The 20213-nt window shown below is 27.7% G+C and carries 21 protein-coding genes and 1 tRNA gene; 12 read left to right on the forward strand and 10 right to left on the reverse strand.

Features of this window, described 5'->3' with window-relative positions; translation table 4 throughout:
• Nucleotides 1–4 precede the first annotated feature (4 nt).
• The gene (gene dcm, locus STIUS_RS01095) at nucleotides 5–1297 is read left to right on the forward strand and encodes a DNA (cytosine-5-)-methyltransferase (protein ID WP_162649443.1); all 1293 of its coding nucleotides are present in this window, start codon (nucleotides 5–7) and stop codon (nucleotides 1295–1297) included.
• Entirely contained in the window at nucleotides 1290–2132 is an 843-nt protein-coding gene (locus STIUS_RS01100; RefSeq protein ID WP_162649445.1) for an HNH endonuclease signature motif containing protein, read from the forward strand. Before dcm ends, STIUS_RS01100 begins: the two co-directional genes overlap by 8 nt.
• Before the next feature lie 21 nt (nucleotides 2133–2153).
• Here the strand turns inward: STIUS_RS01100 and STIUS_RS01105 are convergent, their stop codons facing one another.
• The 6 genes from STIUS_RS01105 to def all read right to left on the reverse strand — a co-directional run bounded on the left by STIUS_RS01105 (nucleotide 2154) and on the right by def (nucleotide 8348).
• Nucleotides 2154–3065: a hypothetical protein gene (locus STIUS_RS01105; RefSeq protein WP_162649446.1), complete on the reverse strand. Its 912-nt coding sequence runs from the start codon at nucleotides 3063–3065 to the stop codon at nucleotides 2154–2156.
• A 74-nt stretch (nucleotides 3066–3139) separates the two neighbouring features.
• The gene (locus STIUS_RS01110) at nucleotides 3140–3778 is read right to left on the reverse strand and encodes a nitroreductase family protein (RefSeq protein ID WP_162649448.1); all 639 of its coding nucleotides are present in this window, start codon (nucleotides 3776–3778) and stop codon (nucleotides 3140–3142) included.
• Between the two features lie 83 nt (nucleotides 3779–3861).
• The gene (locus tag STIUS_RS01115) at nucleotides 3862–5430 is read right to left on the reverse strand and encodes an APC family permease (RefSeq protein WP_162649449.1); all 1569 of its coding nucleotides are present in this window, start codon (nucleotides 5428–5430) and stop codon (nucleotides 3862–3864) included.
• Complete coding sequence (locus STIUS_RS01120) at nucleotides 5420–7222, reverse strand: ribonuclease J (protein WP_162649450.1); 1803 nt, start codon at nucleotides 7220–7222, stop codon at nucleotides 5420–5422. Before STIUS_RS01120 ends, STIUS_RS01115 begins: the two co-directional genes overlap by 11 nt.
• Before the next feature lie 324 nt (nucleotides 7223–7546).
• Nucleotides 7547–7705: a hypothetical protein gene (locus STIUS_RS01125; protein WP_162649451.1), complete on the reverse strand. Its 159-nt coding sequence runs from the start codon at nucleotides 7703–7705 to the stop codon at nucleotides 7547–7549.
• Between the two features lie 58 nt (nucleotides 7706–7763).
• A complete protein-coding gene (def, locus tag STIUS_RS01130; protein ID WP_162649453.1) occupies nucleotides 7764–8348 on the reverse strand; it encodes a peptide deformylase in 585 nt (194 codons plus the stop codon).
• 68 nt (nucleotides 8349–8416) lie between these two features.
• On the opposite strand from def, the gene rsmD reads away from it, so the two are divergent.
• The 3 genes from rsmD to STIUS_RS01145 all read left to right on the forward strand — a co-directional run bounded on the left by rsmD (nucleotide 8417) and on the right by STIUS_RS01145 (nucleotide 10637).
• A complete protein-coding gene (rsmD, locus tag STIUS_RS01135; protein WP_162649454.1) occupies nucleotides 8417–8971 on the forward strand; it encodes a 16S rRNA (guanine(966)-N(2))-methyltransferase RsmD in 555 nt (184 codons plus the stop codon).
• Nucleotides 8972–8985: 14 nt separating this feature from the next.
• Complete coding sequence (gene gmk / locus STIUS_RS01140) at nucleotides 8986–9852, forward strand: guanylate kinase (protein ID WP_162649456.1); 867 nt, start codon at nucleotides 8986–8988, stop codon at nucleotides 9850–9852.
• Between the two features lie 62 nt (nucleotides 9853–9914).
• Complete coding sequence (locus STIUS_RS01145; RefSeq protein WP_162649458.1) at nucleotides 9915–10637, forward strand: SDR family oxidoreductase; 723 nt, start codon at nucleotides 9915–9917, stop codon at nucleotides 10635–10637.
• A 19-nt stretch (nucleotides 10638–10656) separates the two neighbouring features.
• Here the strand turns inward: STIUS_RS01145 and msrA are convergent, their stop codons facing one another.
• A complete protein-coding gene (gene msrA / locus STIUS_RS01150) occupies nucleotides 10657–11166 on the reverse strand; it encodes a peptide-methionine (S)-S-oxide reductase MsrA (RefSeq protein WP_162649460.1) in 510 nt (169 codons plus the stop codon).
• A gap of 208 nt (nucleotides 11167–11374) precedes the next feature.
• Here msrA and STIUS_RS01155 point away from each other — a divergent pair, with 208 nt between their 5' ends.
• The 5 genes from STIUS_RS01155 (at nucleotide 11375) to STIUS_RS01175 (ending at nucleotide 15373) form a co-directional block, all read left to right on the forward strand.
• Nucleotides 11375–12142 (forward strand): PP2C family serine/threonine-protein phosphatase, encoded by a 768-nt coding sequence (locus STIUS_RS01155; RefSeq protein ID WP_162649461.1) that lies wholly within the window; start codon nucleotides 11375–11377, stop codon nucleotides 12140–12142.
• Nucleotides 12143–12186: 44 nt separating this feature from the next.
• Nucleotides 12187–12690: an ECF transporter S component gene (locus STIUS_RS01160; RefSeq protein ID WP_162649462.1), complete on the forward strand. Its 504-nt coding sequence runs from the start codon at nucleotides 12187–12189 to the stop codon at nucleotides 12688–12690.
• Between the two features lie 83 nt (nucleotides 12691–12773).
• Nucleotides 12774–13865: a serine/threonine-protein kinase gene (locus tag STIUS_RS01165; RefSeq protein ID WP_162649463.1), complete on the forward strand. Its 1092-nt coding sequence runs from the start codon at nucleotides 12774–12776 to the stop codon at nucleotides 13863–13865.
• Nucleotides 13858–14709: a ribosome small subunit-dependent GTPase A gene (gene rsgA, locus STIUS_RS01170; RefSeq protein WP_162649465.1), complete on the forward strand. Its 852-nt coding sequence runs from the start codon at nucleotides 13858–13860 to the stop codon at nucleotides 14707–14709. Before STIUS_RS01165 ends, rsgA begins: the two co-directional genes overlap by 8 nt.
• Before the next feature lies 1 nt (nucleotide 14710).
• Nucleotides 14711–15373, forward strand: a complete 663-nt coding sequence (locus tag STIUS_RS01175) for a ribulose-phosphate 3-epimerase (RefSeq protein WP_162649466.1) — start codon at nucleotides 14711–14713, stop codon at nucleotides 15371–15373.
• A gap of 39 nt (nucleotides 15374–15412) precedes the next feature.
• Here STIUS_RS01175 and STIUS_RS01180 read toward each other — a convergent pair.
• Nucleotides 15413–15497, reverse strand: a tRNA-Leu gene (locus STIUS_RS01180).
• Between the two features lie 44 nt (nucleotides 15498–15541).
• Here STIUS_RS01180 and STIUS_RS01185 point away from each other — a divergent pair.
• Both STIUS_RS01185 and STIUS_RS01190 read left to right on the forward strand, forming a co-directional pair.
• Entirely contained in the window at nucleotides 15542–18250 is a 2709-nt protein-coding gene (locus tag STIUS_RS01185) for an HAD-IC family P-type ATPase (protein WP_162649467.1), read from the forward strand.
• Between the two features lie 97 nt (nucleotides 18251–18347).
• Nucleotides 18348–19349 carry an alpha/beta hydrolase gene (locus STIUS_RS01190; RefSeq protein ID WP_162649468.1) on the forward strand — a complete coding sequence of 334 codons (1002 nt, stop codon included), beginning with the start codon at nucleotides 18348–18350 and terminating at the stop codon, nucleotides 19347–19349.
• Nucleotides 19350–19403: 54 nt separating this feature from the next.
• Here the strand turns inward: STIUS_RS01190 and rpmB are convergent, their stop codons facing one another.
• Together rpmB and STIUS_RS01200 are read right to left on the reverse strand one after the other, a co-directional pair.
• Nucleotides 19404–19601 carry a 50S ribosomal protein L28 gene (gene rpmB, locus STIUS_RS01195; protein ID WP_162649469.1) on the reverse strand — a complete coding sequence of 66 codons (198 nt, stop codon included), beginning with the start codon at nucleotides 19599–19601 and terminating at the stop codon, nucleotides 19404–19406.
• A 56-nt stretch (nucleotides 19602–19657) separates the two neighbouring features.
• Entirely contained in the window at nucleotides 19658–20140 is a 483-nt protein-coding gene (locus STIUS_RS01200) for an isochorismatase family protein (RefSeq protein ID WP_162649470.1), read from the reverse strand.
• Nucleotides 20141–20213 lie beyond the last annotated feature (73 nt).

The raw sequence follows: 20213 nt of genomic DNA on the forward strand, positions 1-20213 counted from the left end.
TTATATGGGTAAAATTAGGTTTATAGATTTATTCGCAGGAATAGGCGGTTTTCATAAAGCTTTGGAAAAAACTGCTGCTATAACAAAAGATGACATTGAGTGTGTTTTTGTTAGCGAAATAGATAAAGAGTCAATCAAAACTTATTCTGGAAATTTTAATATCGATAAAGAAAAAATTATTAATATTAGAAATGTTGATTCTGAATGTTCTCAGGTACCTGATCATGATTTTTTATTCGCCGGATTTCCATGTCAAACATTTTCAAATGCTGGTAATAAAAAAGGGTTTCTTGATGAAATTAGGGGTACACTTTTTTTTGATATAGCAAAAATTTTACACAAGAAAAAACCAAAATATATTTTATTAGAAAATGTTAAACACTTAGTTAATCATGACAATGGTAAAACTTGAAAAATAATTATAGAAAAATTAATTGAAATTGGATATATGGTCCCTGATGTTAATAATCCATTAATTTTATCTCCTCATCAATTTGGAATTCCTCAAGATAGAAAGAGGGTATTTATACCTGGTTATTATGTGGGGCCAGAGGTGGCAAAAAATGAAAGTTTAGATTTGGATTTTTCAGAATATAATCAGACTTCATTCAATCTAAACTACAGTGAACCCATGGAAACAAAAAAATATATTTGAGATAATTTTTTAGAAAAAAATGTTAGTGAAGAATATTATCTAAATGAAGGAAGTTATTTAGTTAAAGTTTTTGATGCTTGAAATGAGTTTTTAAAAAATGTGAAACGAAATTCAGGTAGAACTTTACCGGTGATCTGAGCGAGTGAATTTGGGAAAAATTATGACATTTCAGATTTACCTAATTGAAGAAAAAAATATATTTCAGATATGAGGGAAATATACAAAAATAATAAAAATTTTATTGATGCTTGAATTGAAAAATATAATGTTCTTTCTTGAAAAAAAAGAGAACAAAAATTTGAATGACAAGCCGGTGTAGACATGGATGATATTCATGATTCATTCATTCAGTTGAGACAATCAGGGATTAGATGTAAAAGACCGATAAAATTTCCCACTTTAGTAGCTATGGTTCAAATACCAATTGTTTTTGAAAAAGGAGTAAATAAATGAAGATATTTGACACCTGGTGAAGTTGGTAAACTTCAAAGTTTCCCCACTGATTATAAAAATTATGTTGATATAGAAAAAAACTCAAATAATTTTTATGCCTATAAACAATTTGGAAATTCAGTAAATGTTGAGATAGTATCTATAATTCAGCAAGAACTAATTAAAAAAGTGAGGTTTAAGAATGAGTAAAAAAGAAAGAGTTCCTTATTCGAAAAAAGATACCTTAATTTGCATAGAAGCTTTCTTTAAGTTTGTTAATTTTGAAGATTTAGTTAAAGGTTCAATTAAAAAAAGTATGAAAAAATATATTTTTGAAAATGTTGATGATTATAAAATAAGAAAAAAAAGTTCTTGAGATACTAAAATAGATGATATCCATTGAGCATTTAGATATATAATTGGTTTACCTCCTAAAGGAACTCCTGGTGGCGGAAAGAGTGTTTTGAATGATGTTATGAGGTTTATTGCTAAAACTGAGTTTATAAATGCAAAACCCGATAACTTTTCAGAAAAGTGAAATAAAATATCAGTTAATAAAAAAGAAATTCCGGATCCTAGTGATTTTAATGTCAAACTTGATAAAAAATCAGTTACATTAAAAAATCGTTTAATAAGAAATCAAAAACTTTCAAAGCAATATTTAGACAAAAATAGAGTTTGTGAATTTTGCAAAAAAACTGAAACATTTATAGGTTTAAAGGGTACTATGTATTTTGAGGTTCATCACTATGTTCCGTATAATTATGAAATACAAAAGGATTATAAATTAAATTTAGATAACTATTATAATTTAATATCGCTATGTGCAGAGTGTCATAGAAAAATTCATTTATCAAGAGATAGGGCACTTATGATAACTGATTTATTTAATTACAAATTAAATAAAGATAAAAAATTTAAAGATATTTTAAATGGCTATGATGTATTTAAAGTTATTGCCGATTATGAAAAAACATATAATTCAAATATAAACTATGAATTTATAAAAATTAATGAATTAAAAATAATAGATAATAAAAAATAATCCAATATGGATTATTTTTTATTATCTATTATTGTTTTGTTGAGCTTCGTATTCTTTTCTTTCATCTAGTTTTGTATATACTTTGTATTCTAGAGCATCACTGTTTGGAGATGATCAAATACCTTTTAAAGTAGATATACAGATTGTTCAAATAAATTGAACATATCAGAATTGTAAAAACACCATCATTAAACTTAGGATAAAGATGAAAGCATTATCTCTGTTGTTCACTGCATTGCTAATAGTTTGTAGTAATCTTAATACTGCCAATAACATAATTCATACAACAGTAATTGTTGCTATTACTAAAGCTATGATTGAAAATACGATTTGTACTGGATATATTCCAGTTTTGTTTACAAATGATTCTTCAGAAGATTTTAATCAAAATAGTGGAAGTGAAATTAAACTTACTAATCCAATTCCTCCTAATACATAAAATGTTATTAAAACATTTGAATCATTTAATACGTTAAATTGTTGTCCATATAATGCAAGTGATCCACCTGTGATAACACTTAACACTAATCCAGCCATTCCATAATGTTTACCAATAACAAATTTAGGGTTCATTCTGGCATTGTTATTAGAAGTTTGCATATTTGGTAAGTTACTTAACATGAATGGTGTCATAATACCTTGTATTCCAATTGAGAATACACTTAAGATATAACGGTTTGCAATTAATTCATCATCTGATGAATTTTTAACAAAATTTAAAATAATTAATGTGAAGTAAATGTTTGCTGAACACATTGCTATAAGGGCTGTAACTATTAATGCAAACTCTGCTGCATTTTCTGGTTCACCCATTGATGTTGCTTGATTCAATGAAGCTAAAATTCCAAAAGTTAAAACAATTGAAAAAATTAAACCAACTATATTAAATAGTTTTAACATAGATCTAACTTGGGATAGATTTGTATTATACATATTATAGTCCTCCTATGTATGGATAAATTATACACCAAAACAAGTTATAAGAAACCAAACTAAAATCCATGATTTTAGTCATGGATTTTAGTGAATTCTTTTTTATCTAATCTTATTTTTTTCTTTTTAGGAACATCAATATTACGTTTACCTAATATGACTGATGAACCAAATTTTTCATTTGCTTCAATCAATTTGTTTTCAAATAAATATTCTTTTATTTTCTTTTTATTAACACCATCAATTGGACATAAGTCAATTCCTAACTCTTCAGCAACTGCCAAAGAAGCACCCATTGCAATAAAAGCTTCTTTGCTAGTTCAATTAACATAGTAGGGGTCTACTTTGGCATAATTGATATCACTTAACATTCTTTTTTCATAATTCTTAACACGATCAGAAGTGTTGTCATCCATTAGTGAAACATATTGAGGGATATCTTTTTCAATTAACTTATCAAATTCAGAAACTATGATTAATACAATCGCACTAGCTTCTGTAACATTTTTTTGATTGTAAAAAAGAGGTAACAATTCTTCTCTAAATTTAGAACTACGTTTAATAACAAGAGTTCTTCAAGAAAGCAATCCATAAGCAGAAGGGGATAATCTCATTGCTTCAGTTATAGTTAAAATATCTTCGTTACTAATTATATAATTAGAATCAAATGATCTTGGACTTTCTCTATTAAGTAATAGTTCATTTATTTTCATTGTGTCCTCCATATAGAATTAAAATTCTAAGATTTATTTTATAACAAAAAAAGCATATAAATATGCTTTTCATTAGTTTGATACTAAACACTAACTTCTTTTGTTTTAATTTTTAGTTTTTCATCTTCTAAAATTTCAAAAGTAACAAATTGATATTCTTCCATTTGTTTGATTTCTTCACTTGATAGTTTTGACAATATTCTTGGTTTAACAACAAAAAATAATACTAATGAAATAATAACCATTGTAATAATGAATACTATTTGGATAAGTGGTGCAACTCATTCTTGAATATTACCTGTGTTGATTCCATTGACAAAGTCTATAAACATTTGTGCAACTGTATAAATACAAATTGCTCCAAATATAAAAATTGTAATTGCTCATATAATGTATTCAGTAATATTTACTTTAACTTGTTTTTTAAAACCAAACTTAATTGCTGCTAACATAACCATTATGTATTCAGAAATAAATATTAACGAAGTAACGTTTGCTAATGTTCCATAACCAATTAATGATTCTTCTCCAGTTATACCTTGAATTAAATCGGGTAGTAATAAGAAAATTGTTGCAAATGTAATATTTAATAAGAAGAAAGCAAAAACCGCTTTTTTATCAATGTGGTTTTTTAATTCTTTAGAAGAAAAAAGTTTTTTAGAAACATATCCTTCTTTGATTAAAGGCTCTAACACGTTAGAACCATAAAGACTTAATTGAGTCATTGTATTGAATCTATTTAAAAATGTACAAATAACTACTATGAATCAGCCACCTTTTTGAATAAAGACACTATTGAATCTATTAAACATATTTGCATTCGGGTTACCACCAAAATCATTAATCACTGAAGCAATAATTATTGTAGAAAATACCATAAAGAACACTGTTGCTAATGCTATTCCAACAAGTACTATGATGGGCATGTTTTTCTTACGGTTTTTAATTGCAGATCCAGTACTGATAAATGTTTCAAATCCTGTAAAACTAAAAACTACTAACATGAATACATTTACAAATGAATTAAGGTTTACAGTACTTACAACGCTACCTGTAGGAGGTTTAACAGCTGCTGAATCAGATGGTGTAAAGATTAACACCAATCCAAATATTAAAATTAATAGTGTAATTGCTCATGTTGTATAAGCAATTAATGTTGAAGCCATTTTAAATTTATTAATTCCTAAAACAACAATTGTAGCTCCAACAGCACACGCCAAGATACCAAAAATATCTAAGACTAATTTTGTTCAATTACCAAAAGTGTCTTTTACAACTTGAATATTTTCTAAACTCATTCTAATTGAAGAAACAATCATAATCATAACTACGATTGAAATACAAAGAACCGAAATGAAGTTAAAGAACATTCCTCAGAAAGGGCCAAAAGCTGATCTAACAAATTGCCCTCCACCTCCATTAGCACTGTTATGTATTCTTGTACATTTAATGTAAGCTCATGCTGATGAAAATAAGAAGATTGATACTATTAATATAATTCATACAATGTGATAACCTATAAAGTTTTTTGGATCTTCATTAAGACCACTAAACATTAAGGTAAATGATATTCCAGCTATTAAACTGAACATCATTCATATTGCACTAACTAAACCAATCTCTTGAGATTTGGTTTTATTTTTAATTTTCATTTTGAGTTTGCTCCTTAGCAACTCCCTTAGTAACTACTTTATTTTCTGGAGTAGTTTTATTTAAAATTACAGGAATGATTAAAGGATTTCTTCTCTTAGCTCTAAAGATGTAAGGTGAAATTGACTCTCTAACTGATTGTTTAATTGAATGGAAAGTTACTTTATTTGTTTTTAATAAGTCATTAACAGAGTTACCAACAATTCTTATTGATTCATTAATAACATTGAAACTATCTTTTACATAGAAACATCCACGTGAAATTATTTTAGGTGGATAAATCATTTTGTTAGTTTTAGAATCAATTGAAATTATTACAATAATTAAACCTTCTTTAGAAAGAGTTGTACGCTCTTTAATTACAGCAGAAGCTTTACCTGTTTGATCTTTACCATCAATATAAACTGCTTCAGCTGGAATTCTTTTACCAAGAGTTGCTTTTCCATTTTGCATAACGATTGTGTCACCATTGGCAATAACAAATGAGTTATCTCGTGGAACATTAACTTTAGCAGCTGTTTCAGCATGTGTTTTTAACATTCTAAATTCACCATGCATAGGCATAAAGTAGTGAGGTTTAAATATTGAGAATAATAATTTTTGTTCTTCTTGAGACGCATGTCCTGAAGTATGAATTAAATTTGATGAACTATTTACGATAACTCTAGCTCCAAGTTTTGTTAAACGGTTAACAATTAATTCAACATCCATTTTGTTTCCTGGAATAGGTGATGAAGAAAAGATAACTGTGTCTCCTGGAATAATTTTCATATATTTGTGTTCTTGTTTTGCCATCTTTGAAAGGGCAGCCATTGGTTCACCTTGTGAACCAGTACAAATAATCATTACTTGATTTTTAGGAAATTTATCAACTTCTGTTTGTTTAATAAACATTTTTTCGTCAATATCTAAATGACCCAAGTTTTTAATAACTTTGATCATTCTTTCAAGTGATCAACCTACGATAACTACACGCTTAGAATATTTTTTTGCAAGTAAAATCATTTCTTGAAATCTATGAACGTTTGATGCAAAAGACGAAATTACAATACGTCCTTTTGCTTGTAAGATATGTGAATCAATATTTTTCATTACTGACTTTTCACCAATTGTATATCCTTCAACTTCTGCGTTAGTTGAATCAGCCATTAATAATTCAAGACCTTGTTCACCAAACTCAGACATTCTTTGAATATTTGCTGTATGTCCTAATGGTGTTCAATCAAACTTATAATCTCCAGTTGAAAAAATAGCTCCATTAGGTGTTTGAATATGTATTCCAAAAGCGTCAGGGATTGAGTGATTAACTGCAGCAAAACGTACAGTCATGTGCTTAGACTTATAAACGTCATCTTCAACATATTCTTTAACTAATGTTGAGTTTTGAAGTTTAAAGTCTTTTAGTTTTTCTTTTATTAATTCTGCTGCCAATTCAGGTGCATATATTGCAGGAACTTTTACTTTTTGTAAAAGATATGGAATTCCACCAATATGGTCTTCGTGCCCGTGAGTAATAAATAAACCTGTAATTTTATGTTCGTTTTCAAGTAAATAAGTATAGTCTGGAACTATAGCTGAAATCCCTGGTTCATTTTCTGAAGCAAATTTAACTCCAGCATCAATAATCATAATCTCATCATCGTATTCGATTACATAAGTATTTTTACCAATTTCTTCTAATCCCCCAAGAGCAAATACAAGTGTTGGTTTGTCATTATTTCTTATATTTATTTTTTTAATTAAACTCTCTACTGCAGGGGCTTTAGTAAATTTTAATTTGTTATTTGTTTCCATGAAACTCCTTATTGTATAAAAATTGATTGTCCAAAAAATTGTTAATGTTAATGGTTTTTTTTATGAAATATTATTCTAAAAATTATTAATTTTTTGTCTCGTTTTTTATGTTGTTTTTATAATAGCACAATATATAATTAAAGAGTACGAAAGTACAAGGAGATTTATAAAAAAATGATTAGATCAAATTCAAAATGCAAGTGTGAAAATTGCACATGCACTAACTGCACATGTGCAGCACCACAAGAGGGATGTTGTTAGTCACTAACAGTTAGATTAAAAAAATAAAACTTGCTTAATTGCAAGTTTTATTTTAAGTATTAATTATTTCTTATGTCTAGCGCAAACGTGGATTTCTCCAGAACCTGAAGCAAATACTTGCTTCATTTTATTTGCCATAATTTGATGCATACCACCTAAGTTCTCTTTTTCTATTTCATCAATGCATTTAAAGCATTGGTAATCATATGATTTTTCAGCCATTTTTGTACTCCTAAATATAATAATATTTTAACAAAAATAGGGTTATATATCAAGTCAACTACAGTTCAATTCAGCCGTCTTTGAAATATTTTGGATCATGTTTATTGATGTGATCATAGTATAGTTTTCCATGCAAATGATCTATTTCATGTTGGAAAACAATTGATCTATAACTTCTTAGAGTAAGTGTTACTTCTTGTTTTGTTATGTGATCATATCCTTCAACGATAACTTTATATGGACGAGGAACAAATCCAACATGATCTTTTGTAACAGATAGACAACCTTCGCCTTCTTCGATAAAAGCAATTTGTGTTGAACGAGCAGTTATTTTAGCATTAACCATTGCATATTCTTCAAACTTATTTTCAGGCAATTGAAATCTAACATAAAACATATTTTTGTTAACTCCAATTTGAGGAGCTGCTAATCCAACAGCTGGTCTTAAATAGTCCTTACTATCTTCTAAGTTTAATTCTTCATTTTGTGAATAAACCACAAAATCAATTAGTTTATTCATTGTTTGTTCATCTTCTATTGAAAGAGGAAGTTTGCAGTCATTTGATTTTGCACGAATTACTTCTTTGTCAGTATCATAAGTAAGTCAAGAATTAGATGGAATTTCATCAGTTAATAGTTTCATAAATCTCCTTGTTATTCTTGTTTTCATTATATATATAATTTCTTTATAATAAAGTCTAAGGTGAAATTATGAATGTTATTGCAGGTAAATATAAAGGTAGAAAATTAGTCACATTACAAGGTGACAATACAAGACCAACTTTGACTCGAGTTAAAGAAGACGTTTTTAATATAATTAATAACTATTTTATTTTTGATAATAAAATAGTTCTTGATTTGTTCGCTGGATCAGGAGCGTTAGGCTTAGAAACAATTTCTCGAGGAGTAGGTTATGTTGTTTTTAATGACACACATAAAGAAGCTCGTGATGTAATTTCAACAAATTTAATGGGAATTGATCAATCAAGTTATGTAGTTATGGATAGGGATTATCTTGATTTATTAAATAACTTTAAAGACAAATGTTTTGATCTTATATTTGTAGATCCACCATATGCTAAAAAAGAATATTATGATTCAATATTTGAAGCAATTAACAAAACAAATATTTTAAATAACTTTGGAATACTTGTTTGTGAATCTAATTCACTTTTAAACCCAATATTTACTAAAAATTTAGTATTATTAAAGTATAAAAAATATACGAAGACAAATTTATATATTTGAAGATTAGAAATAGAATAAGGAAAAGAACAATCATGGCACAAAAAGGGAAAATAATTATTATTTCAGGTCCATCAGGAGTAGGTAAGGGAGCTATTAATATAGAACTTGCAAAAGATGAATCATTAAACTTACAATATTCAGTATCAGCTACAACACGTGCTCCAAGACCAGGAGAAGTTGAAGGTGTTAATTATTTCTTTATGGATGAAAAAACATTTATCGAAAAAGAAAAAAATGGTGAATTCATTGAAACAGCTAAATTTATTGGTAACTATTATGGAACACCAAGGTCTTATATTAAGAAACAAATTAATGATGGTAAAAACGTTGTATTAGAAATTGAAGTTCTTGGAGCTACTCAAGTATTACAACAAGAAAAAGAATTTGAAATTATTTCAATATTCTTAGTACCACCTAGTTTAGATGAATTAGAATCTAGATTAAGAAAACGTGGAACTGAAGCTGAAGAAGTTATTAGAGAACGTTTGAATAAAGCATTATTAGAAATTCCTTTAAAAGATCAATATGATTATGTTGTTGAAAATGATGATGTTCAAAATGTTATTGCAAAAATTCATGATATTTTATTATTTGAAGATGCTATTGCTACAGGTACATTACAAGACAGTTATAGATTCATTTTAGAAAAAGAAGTTGAAAAATACGTTAACAGTAAATATTCATATTTCATATCAGGATGAATTTCAAACTTACGTGCAAATAAAATCGATTTTGATGAAGACACAATTGAAGATTACTTGTTTTCTTTCATTGCAGATAAAATTTATGGTTACATATTAAAAACAGAAACTTTAGATTTATTAAAATCAAAAGAATATGTTGATTCAATGATTGAATACTATATGTTAGAAGTTAATTTCTTGAATATTAAAAAATAGACTTAAGTCTATTTTTTTATTTAAGTATAAGATTAATTTAACAACAAGAAGGAAATAAATATATGTCAAAAAAATTAGTGGCTATAACAGGAGCATCATCTGGAATAGGAAAAGCATTAGCAATGTTATTTGCAAGTAAGGGTCATCCTGTTCTTTTAATGGCTCGCCGTATTGAAATTTTAAATGCTTTACCAATTAAAGAAAAAGTTACAGCAAATGTTGATGTAACAAATTTTGAACAAGTTCAAACAGCAATTAATAATGCAGAAGCAGTTTATGGACCCATTGACCTAATGATAAATAACGCTGGAATAATGCCACTAGATAACTATGTAGATCAATCACTAAAAGATAAATATGACACAATTGATGTAAATGTAAAAGGTGTAATTAATGGAATGGATGCAGTGTTAAAACAGATGATTAAAAATCAAACAGGAACAATTGTAAATATCTCTTCAATTGCTGGGCGTTATACTTCAAATGCTCATTCAATTTATAACGGAGCAAAATCTGCAGTTAATGCAATTACCGAACAAGCAAGAAAAGAAAATGCACATAATAACATTAGATTCATATTGATTGAACCTGGGATGGTAGATACAAACTTATTGAATTTGACATCAGAAGGGGAAATTCTAAATAGCTATAACAAAGCAAAAAAATCTTTAAATGGTGGACTGACACCAGAGCAAGTTGCGGATGTTATTGCTTATGCTTATGAACTGCCACAATCAGTAAATCTAAAAGAAATACTTTTAACACATACTAAACAAGTTGTTTAATAATAAAAAAAGAGCAGAATTATTTGCTCTTTTTTCATGCCTGATTTAAATTTATATGACAATAACCGCCAGGATTTTTATCTAAATATTTTTGGTGATAATCTTCTGCTGTTACATAATTTTTTAAAGGCAATATTTCAGTAACAACTTCAATATTTTTATCTTGTGCTAATTTATTTTTTGAATCGATAATTACCTTTAATTGAATATCTTTAAACTCATCAAAATAATAAATCCCAGAACGATATTGACTGCCAATGTCGTTACCTTGTCTGTTTAGTGTAGTTGGATTAATTGTATTTCAATAGTGACTTAATAAAGTCTTTAAATCAATTTTTGTGTCATCGAATTCTAATAAACAAACTTCAACAAAACCTGTAGTGCCACTACAAACTTCTTCATAAGTTACTTTGAAATCTTTAATACCATTGGCATAACCAACTTCGCTATAAGTTATTCAATCATAGTGATCAAAGAATGCTTGAGTTCCTCAAAAACATCCGCCACCTAATATAATTTTTTGTTTCATAAAATACCTCAACAAATATCACAATTACAATTAATTCTTGCTAAACATATTTTTAACACTAATTCGACTAAATACTTAAATAAATTAAAAATATTTTATAACATCAATAAAAGTTTTAAGATTAAACAATTAAATTGGTAATTTTAATCTATTAGCATGTCAGATGCTATAAAATATAAATAGTAAATTTTTTACTTAAAGGATCAATATGAAATTTAAAACAGTGCAATTAACAGATATCGGAAACTATAGAAAATCAAACCAAGATTACTTAGATTTTACAGAAAATAAAACTGGACAGGCTTTAGGTATTGTATGTGATGGAATGGGTGGACACGCAAGTGGAGACATTGCTTCTAAAATGGCAGTAACAAACTTTGTTTCAATTTTTAAAAAAACTAACTTTACAAAAATGACTGGTTCAGAAGATATACATTCTTGATTAAGAAGAACTGTAAATGAGGTATTAGAAATTATGATTAAGTATGCTAATTCTCACAAAGAAACTTTGGACATGGGAACTACATTAACAGCTGTTTTATTTGTTGATGAAGAACGCGCCTTTGTAGTTAATGTCGGTGATTCTAGAACATATAAACTTGATGAAGAAAACGAAGCACTAAATCAAATTACAATGGATCAAAACCTAGAAAATACAACTAATGAAAAAGAAAAAGAAGCAGCTAAAAATACAATACTATTTCAAAGAATGACAGAACAAACTTTTTGAAAGGTATTGACAAGTGCGCTTGGTCCTAAAAAACAATTAAAAATAGATATATATGATGTTAAACCTCAAGGAACTTGAATATTAACAACTGATGGTGTTCACGATTATGTTGATGAAGAATTGGTTGTAGCAACTTTATTAAATGAAAAAATGAAACAAAAAAGAAAAGGGCAATTAATCATTGAAGATGCTAAAGACAATATGTCTACAGATAATTTATCAATATTGTTAATTGAAGCAGAATAATATATTCTGTTTTTTTATTTTAAAAACAAAGATAAACTAATCATATGAAACCAAGAATTTTTACAACAAGAAATATTGCCTATACAGGTTTGTTAACTGCGCTAATGTATGTCATCGGATTAATTACTATTTTTATTGGAACAGCTACAGGTAGTTCAATAATTCAGTTTTCTGATGTAATTTTATTTTCTTTATTTGGTATATTGGCAAACCCAGTATTAATTGTTTCTTCAATTGTTTCTTCAATATTATTGGATGCAACTTCTGGAATGTTTATATATATTCCAATCACAGCTTTAATAAAAATATTAATAATTATTACATTAATTATTACTTACAAATTAACAAAAATAAAACCATTATCGATTGTAGTTGCATACCTTTGAGTTTTTTTATATGTATTATTTGCATATTTGTTATTTGATGAAAGCTATGCAATTAGAGAAGCAATAATTGACACAATTCAGTATGGTGTTACAGTTATATTTGCTTCAATTTTTATTAGCTTATATGACTTTAAAAAAATAAAAATACTTAAGGAAAATTAGGGTTTAACATAAATCTACCCTAAATTCGTGGGGTAGTTTTTAATTCTCTATTATTATATAATAGAACAAAGAGGGATAGGAACATGGAATCCAAATCGAATACAGAAAAAACAGATATATTTAACTTAAGTAAAGGTGAAGTATTTGATGGTAGATATGTTATTGTAAAAAAAATTGGATCTGGTGGATTTGGATCAGTTTATGAAGTTTTTGATAATATTAATAAACAAACTTTAGCTATAAAGTTTGTTAAATCTGATGAATCTAGAGCTGATCTTGCAATTGAAAGATTTCTAGTCGAAAAAGAATCATTTGCAAACCTATCTATCAATCCATATGTAATTAAGCTTTATGATGTTTTTCAAGAAGATAAAACATGAGCAATAGTAACTGAAATTGTAAGTGGTGGATCACTATCAGAATTTAACAAAAGATTTTTTTATATGAACCAAGATGAAATTAAATTATTTTATACTCGTGTATGTTCTGCATTATCAGATGCTCATAAATTAAACATAATTCATCGTGATATCAAAGAAGGAAATATTATGTTAACTAAATTTGGTTCACCCAAGTTAGGTGACTTTGGTATTTCTTACACTGAGCATAGTACAGATCTTACAAAAGATGTAAAAGTAGGAACACCAACTCATTTAGATCCCCAATACTTTAAATGAGGAGCAATTTCTAAACAAGGTGACGTTTATCAATTAGGAATATGTCTATATACATCTGCAGTTGGTGAACCACCATTTTGAATTCACAATTCAAAATGACAGGGTTCTAAAAAAGCTACATGATATAAATTAAATCAATGCAGGGTTAATCCAGTGAGACCATCACTAATTAACCCAAATGTATCTATTGAATTAGAAAACATAATTCTAAAAGCTTTAGATAAAAACCTATCAAGACGATATAAAAACATGGATGATATGCAAAATGATATTCAAAATCTTGGCACAAATCCAAACGCAAAACCATTTAAATCATCAACAAGATGAGATAAGTCTGAGTTTTTTGCGGAGATGAAATCTTATAAAAAGGAAAGGAATATTATAGAGGTTGGTGTTGTAAATAGTTCAAGTATGAAATCCAGTTTTGTTTTTTCACTATTGGCTATATTTTTAGTAACAATATTAACGTTCATAATAATGGTAATGATATATGTATAGAGTTATTAGTACATCAGGAAAATCTTGTCTTGTTTATAAAGACGGAGAATTTCTACAAGCAGGTTTACAAGGAAAATTATTATTTAATAAACAAACTGTTGTAGCAGGCGATTTAGTTGAAGTTTTAACTGAGGGTGAAATTTCATTAATCAGCGATGTTGCTAAAAGAAAAAATGAATTATATAGACCACGTGTTTCTAATGTAGATAATGTAGTTATAGTAACTTCACTTACAATTAATGATAAAGATCTATTTACGTTAAATAAATATATTGCATTAGTTGAGGTAATGGGATTAGAAGTGATTCTATTATTTACAAAAAGAGATATTGTTGGTTCAAATGATTCAATTTTACAATTTGCTGAAGAATATAAAAAACAAGGCTATAAAACATTTTCTATATCTAATATGTATGATTCAAAAGATTTTGATGATTTCTTAAAAACAATTTCAACTGGACTTAATATATTTACTGGGATGACTGGAGCTGGTAAATCAAGAACATTAAACAACATTTTACAAAATGAAGTTCAACGTGTTCAATCAGTCAGTGAATACACTAACAAAGGTAAGCATACTACTACTACATCTAAGTTATATAATTATGCTGACGGATATATTTGTGATACTCCTGGTTTTTCATCATTTGATATTCAAGGTGTTACAAAACAACAATTGGCTCATAGTTATAAATTTTTTCAAAAACATATTAATGATTGTAAATTTAATGATTGTCTACATACACAAGAAACACAAGGATGTTATGTTGTTGAAGCGGTCAACAAAAACGAATTTCCAATGTTTATTTATGAAGACTACTTAAAATTTTTAAAGGAGATATAAGATGTCAATAATTGCACCAAGTATATTAAATTCAAATTTATTAAATTTACGAGAAGAATTAATCAAATTTAAAAATGAAGGCATTGAGTGAATACATTATGATGTTATGGATTTCCACTTTGTTCCAAATTTAACATTTGGTCCAAAGTTATTAAAAGACATTAACCAAGAATTTAATTTTAAAATTGATGCTCATATGATGGTTGAAATAAAAGGCAAATTTGAAGATTACTTAGATACATTTATTAAAGTAGGTGTTGATCAATTCACATTCCATATTGAATCATTTAAAAATAAAGATTATTTAATTGATTTAATTAGATACATTAAACAATCTAAAATCAGGGCTTCAATTGCTCTTAATCCAGGAACATCTATCAAAGAGTTAACTGATGATATTCTTGTATATCTTGATAATGTTTTGATTATGAGTGTAAATCCTGGATTTGGTGGTCAATCGTTTATGGAACCAGTTTTAGATAAGGTTAGACAGCTTGTTATTAAAAGAAAAGAAAACAAACAGAGTTTTACAATTCAAATTGATGGTGGAATTGATGATGTTACTTTTCCTTTAGCAAAAGTAGCTGGAGTAGATTCTTTTGTTTCAGGAAGTTATCTTGCAAATAAAGATGACTTAAAATCTAGATTAAAAAAACTTGTATAAATAAAAAACACTCAAACGAGTGTTTTTTTTGTTTCTAAATGGTGCTCCCTATCGGAATCGAACCGATACGAGTTACCTCGCTTGATTTTGAGTCAAGTGCGTCTACCTATTCCGCCAAAGGAGCATTTTTCACTATAAATTAGTAATATATTTCTATATAATTATTATATGTTAAAAAATAAAAATAATTATACAGTTCCAACAGAACTTAACTATAAAAAAGAAGAGTACCTTTATAAGGTCTCAAAAGCAAATAATATTGAAGAATTAATAAGTGCGCCAATTGGACTTGACTCACTTGAAAGAACTAAATATGGCGAGCTTAATGGTAGGAATAAAATAAACACTAAGCCGTTTAACCATGTAAAAGTATTTTTAAAATGTCTAACAAGTCCATTTGCTCTATTATTGTGAGCTGTGGCAATTACTGAAATGGTTTTTTTTGCAACACTACATCCAACACTTGTTACATTCATATCGTCATTGGTAGTATTTGGAATGGTATTCTTAGCAGCATTCACAGAATTTTTTTCAAAATATGATGAATATAAAAGAGGTAAACACCAAAGAACAATCATTGAAAACAAGTACTTAACTTTAGAAGGTAGAGTTGGCAATGAAATGAATTTAGACTTTAATGAGTTAAAGGAAAGATCAACTTTAGTTAAACAACACAAACTAACAATGGGTGATGTTATCCTTCTAACTGAAGGAGAAGTTGTTCCAGCTGACTGTAAAGTTATTTGATCAGAACATTTACGTTTAGATCAAGCTTTAATTAGCGGTAAACAACAACTTGTTAAAAAGAGTATCTATTCATCAGGTGAACCTGAAAACATTATTGATTTGGAAAACATTTTATTTGCTCAAACAGTAATTCTTTCAGGAGCAGCTATTGTTGTTGTTGTAAATGTTGGTTTAGATAACTATGTAAAAAATATTGTAGATAAACAACATGAGACTCATTATCATTCAGCATCAAGTGAAGGTGTTCATAAAATTATTAATATTATAATTATGATCGTACTTGCAGTTATGCCTATATTTATTATATTTGCAGCATTTGTTGTTAAAAACTTTGAACTTGTTGAAGCTGTCATATTTGCCTTTACAATCGCAGTTGTTTTAATTCCAGAGGCATTGCCATCAGTTATCGCTTCAAACTTAAAAGAAGGTAATAAAAAATTAGTTGATGAATCTATTATAGTTAAAGATCCTGAAACAGTTCAAAATATGGGAATGATTGATTTTTTATTTACAGATAAAACTGGAACTATAACATCAAAAGATTTAGATATAGTTAAAGTATTAGACTTCAACGAAAAAGAAAATGAAAATTTAAATATGTATCTTCACTTGGCTGCAACACACCAAAGAAATACAAATAGTGCTGTTGATCAAGCTATTATAAAGAAATTTGCATATTTAACAGAAAAAGAAAAATCAGAAGGATTTGAGTTAGAAGAAACAATTGAATATTCAGCTGAATCTCAAATATCAGGAGCAGTTCTTTCTCAAGGAACTCATGAAATTAAATTAACTAAAGGTTCTCCATATACAATACTTTCGTCATTAAAATTTGTTAGAGATGGTAAAAATGTTGAAAAAATAACTGACAAGGCAATGGACAAGATTCGTGCTTATTTAAATAATGAAGAGAATTTAAAATATACAATTTTATTAGTTGCGTCTGTTCAAACAGAAGAAAAGGCAGTAGATGATAATGACTATATTTTTGAAGGGTATGTTGTTATTGCAAATGAACTACGAGGTAGTGTACAAAAAGTTGTTAAATCTTTTACTGAAAATAATATTGATATTAAAATCCTAACAGGTGATTCAAAACATGTTTCAAAACATATTGCAACACAAATGGGGTTAGAAAACTTTGTAATCCTTGATTCTCGTAATTACAAAGGGGATGAGGATTTAGAAGCTTACAATATTTTTGTAAAAATGTCACCATATCAAAAAGAAATGATTATTAAACAATTAGCAGCAACTCATGACCTTGCCTATATTGGTGATGGTAAAAATGATGCGGCAGCCTTAAAACAAGCAGATGTTGGTATTGCTGTTAATGACAGTACCTCATTGGCCAAAAAGAATGCTGATGTTATTATGCTAGAAAACGATTTACAAGTTCTTGAAAAGGCTTTCATGATTGGACGACATACATTCCACAATGCTTATAAATTTGTGAAAGTTACACTTGCAGCAAACATTGGATTGTTAATAACAATTTTAGTTGCATCACTTTTATTTAAGTTTCCAATAGTTTCTTCATTACAATTACTTGTTCAAAACTTATTATTTGTAGGTTCAAACTTAGCCTTTGTTTTTGATAAAGTTGATGGGGATGTAATTAAAAAACCACAACGTTGATCAACAAAATCTGCAATTATATTTATGTTTGTGGCTGGTTTATCTGTAGTAATGATTAGTTTTATAAACTTTGCAATCATGTTATATGGATTTGATATGTATGAACCAATTATGGATTGAGTAAATAATGGTGGAAATGAGCATTTAAGAAGTTCAGTTAAAATACCATCTGAGTTGGCTCAATTCCAAACAGGTTTCTTTATTGAAATGATATTCACTCACTTAATATTAATGTTTGTTTATAGAAGTTCTAAAGTATCTATATTCCAATCAAGACCATCAAAAAAATTCTGTGCAATACTTGCAATAACTGCAGTTGCTGCTTTTGTACTAGCATTTATATTTAGTTCAATTAACTTCGAGTTTAAACTAATGGTGGGATCAAATATGTGATGATATGCAGCACTTGCTGGAATAATACTTTTATCATGAATGATAATGGAAACAGTCAAATTTGGTTATATAAAAATATTCAAAGAATGATTATGATAAAAATAAGCTTAGGCTTATTTTTTGTTTTTCATTTCCTTATTGAAAACTTTCAGTAAGCATTAGAGTGTATAATAAACAAAACAGGCTCAGGTACTTTATGCATAATTCAAACTACCGTCAAATATCTAAATATCATTATAATTGATGAAAGATTATCATTATAATTTTACTATTTCCAATAGTTGTTATACTGTCATTATTATTTGCAATTAAATTTTTGCCATATTTATTTAAATATCCTAGATATGGTTTTTCAAAGTCTTTAGGAGTTGAAATAAATAGTGTGGATCACTACAAACTTGATATTAAAGAAAAAGGATTGATGAATCTGGATGCTCCTTCAGAACTGTTTAAAGAAATTGTTATAAAGGGTTCAAAAGGGGATATTAGCGCAGTTTATTTAATTAATCCAAACTCAAATAAATGAATCATTGGATTACATGGATTTAAAAGAAATAAATATATGGGCATTAGAAATGTTATGCATTTCTATCAACAAGGTTATAACATTATTAGTTTTGATGGGTATGCTCATGGGAAAACTTATGGTACCAAATCTGATTTTGGTATAACAAATGCTTTAGTATTGGATAATGTTATTAGCCATATTAAAGAAATTCATAATCCTAGTGAGCTAGGTATTTTAGGGGTAAGTCTTGGAGCTTCTTCTGCACTATATTGAGCACAAAATTACTATACTGAAAACCAGGTTGACTGACTGATTGCTGATTGTGCATTTTCACAAGCTGTTCCACAAATTAGATTCTTTTTACAAAAATATATTAAAATACCTTGATATTTAATGTCATTAGGTATTAACTTTAATTTCAAAATTGTTTCAAAATCATGAATAAAAAAATTCAATTTGTTAAAAAGTTGATCGACAACAAAAGGCTTACCAATTTTATTTATACACGGTGAAAAGGATGCTTTTATTACTTTATCAAATGCTTATGTTATGTATGATATGAAAGCAATAGTTGATGCAAAAACTGAAATAGCTATATTTAGTAATGCAGATCATAGTGAATCAATTGTTAAGGATTTTGATAAATATAATTCATTGACAACTCAGTTTAAACAAAAGTATATAAAATAAAAAGTCGAAATATATTTCGACTTTTTAAAATAGTTTTCACTTAAGAAATTGATACTAAACTAATTGATTTCTTTTTTTAAGAGTTTTAAGAGTTCTTGCAGAAACTTTGATTGTCATAACACGACCAGTTTCATCCACAACCTTAATTTTTTGTAAGTTTAAGTTTCATTTTCTTTTTGTGGCGTTCAATGCATGTGAGCGGTTGTTACCACTCAATGCGCTTTTACCAGTTAAATCATCTCTTCTAGCCATGTCATTTCTCCATTAAAAATATAATACATTATTATTTTATAAATTGCATTAAAAAATTACATTATTGATTTACTTAATTCGTTTAGTATTTTTGCTTTGTAACCAAAGTTAATACAGTCAACATAAGTTGCTCCGACACATACATCAAGTGCTAATCCACAAACTTCAATTTCAGTAACATCATTGGCCTTTAATCAAGCATCAAGACCTGAATCAACTTTATCTCCAATATAAAAAGCCGAATAACTATCGTAATCTATCTTAGTACCTTTTCTAATTATAAGATCAGCATACTTAGTATCAATCATAAATCCTGACCCATTTGTTCCTACGACACAATGTACTGGTCATAACCTAAAAGATATATGGTTTTCAGGGTGAAAATCACCACTAAAAACTACTAAATTATTATTTGATTTATAATCTTTAATTTTGTCAATAATTGGTTGTTTGATTGTTTCTCCTCCAGATACGTATAGTGAACCTTTAGGGTGGGCAAAATCATATTGATAATCAACAACTAATAAGCATTTTGCCATATATTTATTTTCCTCATATTTATTTTATTGGTACATTTTATAATGTTATTATATTATTAATTTAATCAGGAGG

It is taken from the genome of Spiroplasma sp. TIUS-1, assembly GCF_010365785.1.
Lineage (GTDB): Bacteria > Bacillota_I > Bacilli_A > Mycoplasmatales > Mycoplasmataceae > TIUS-1.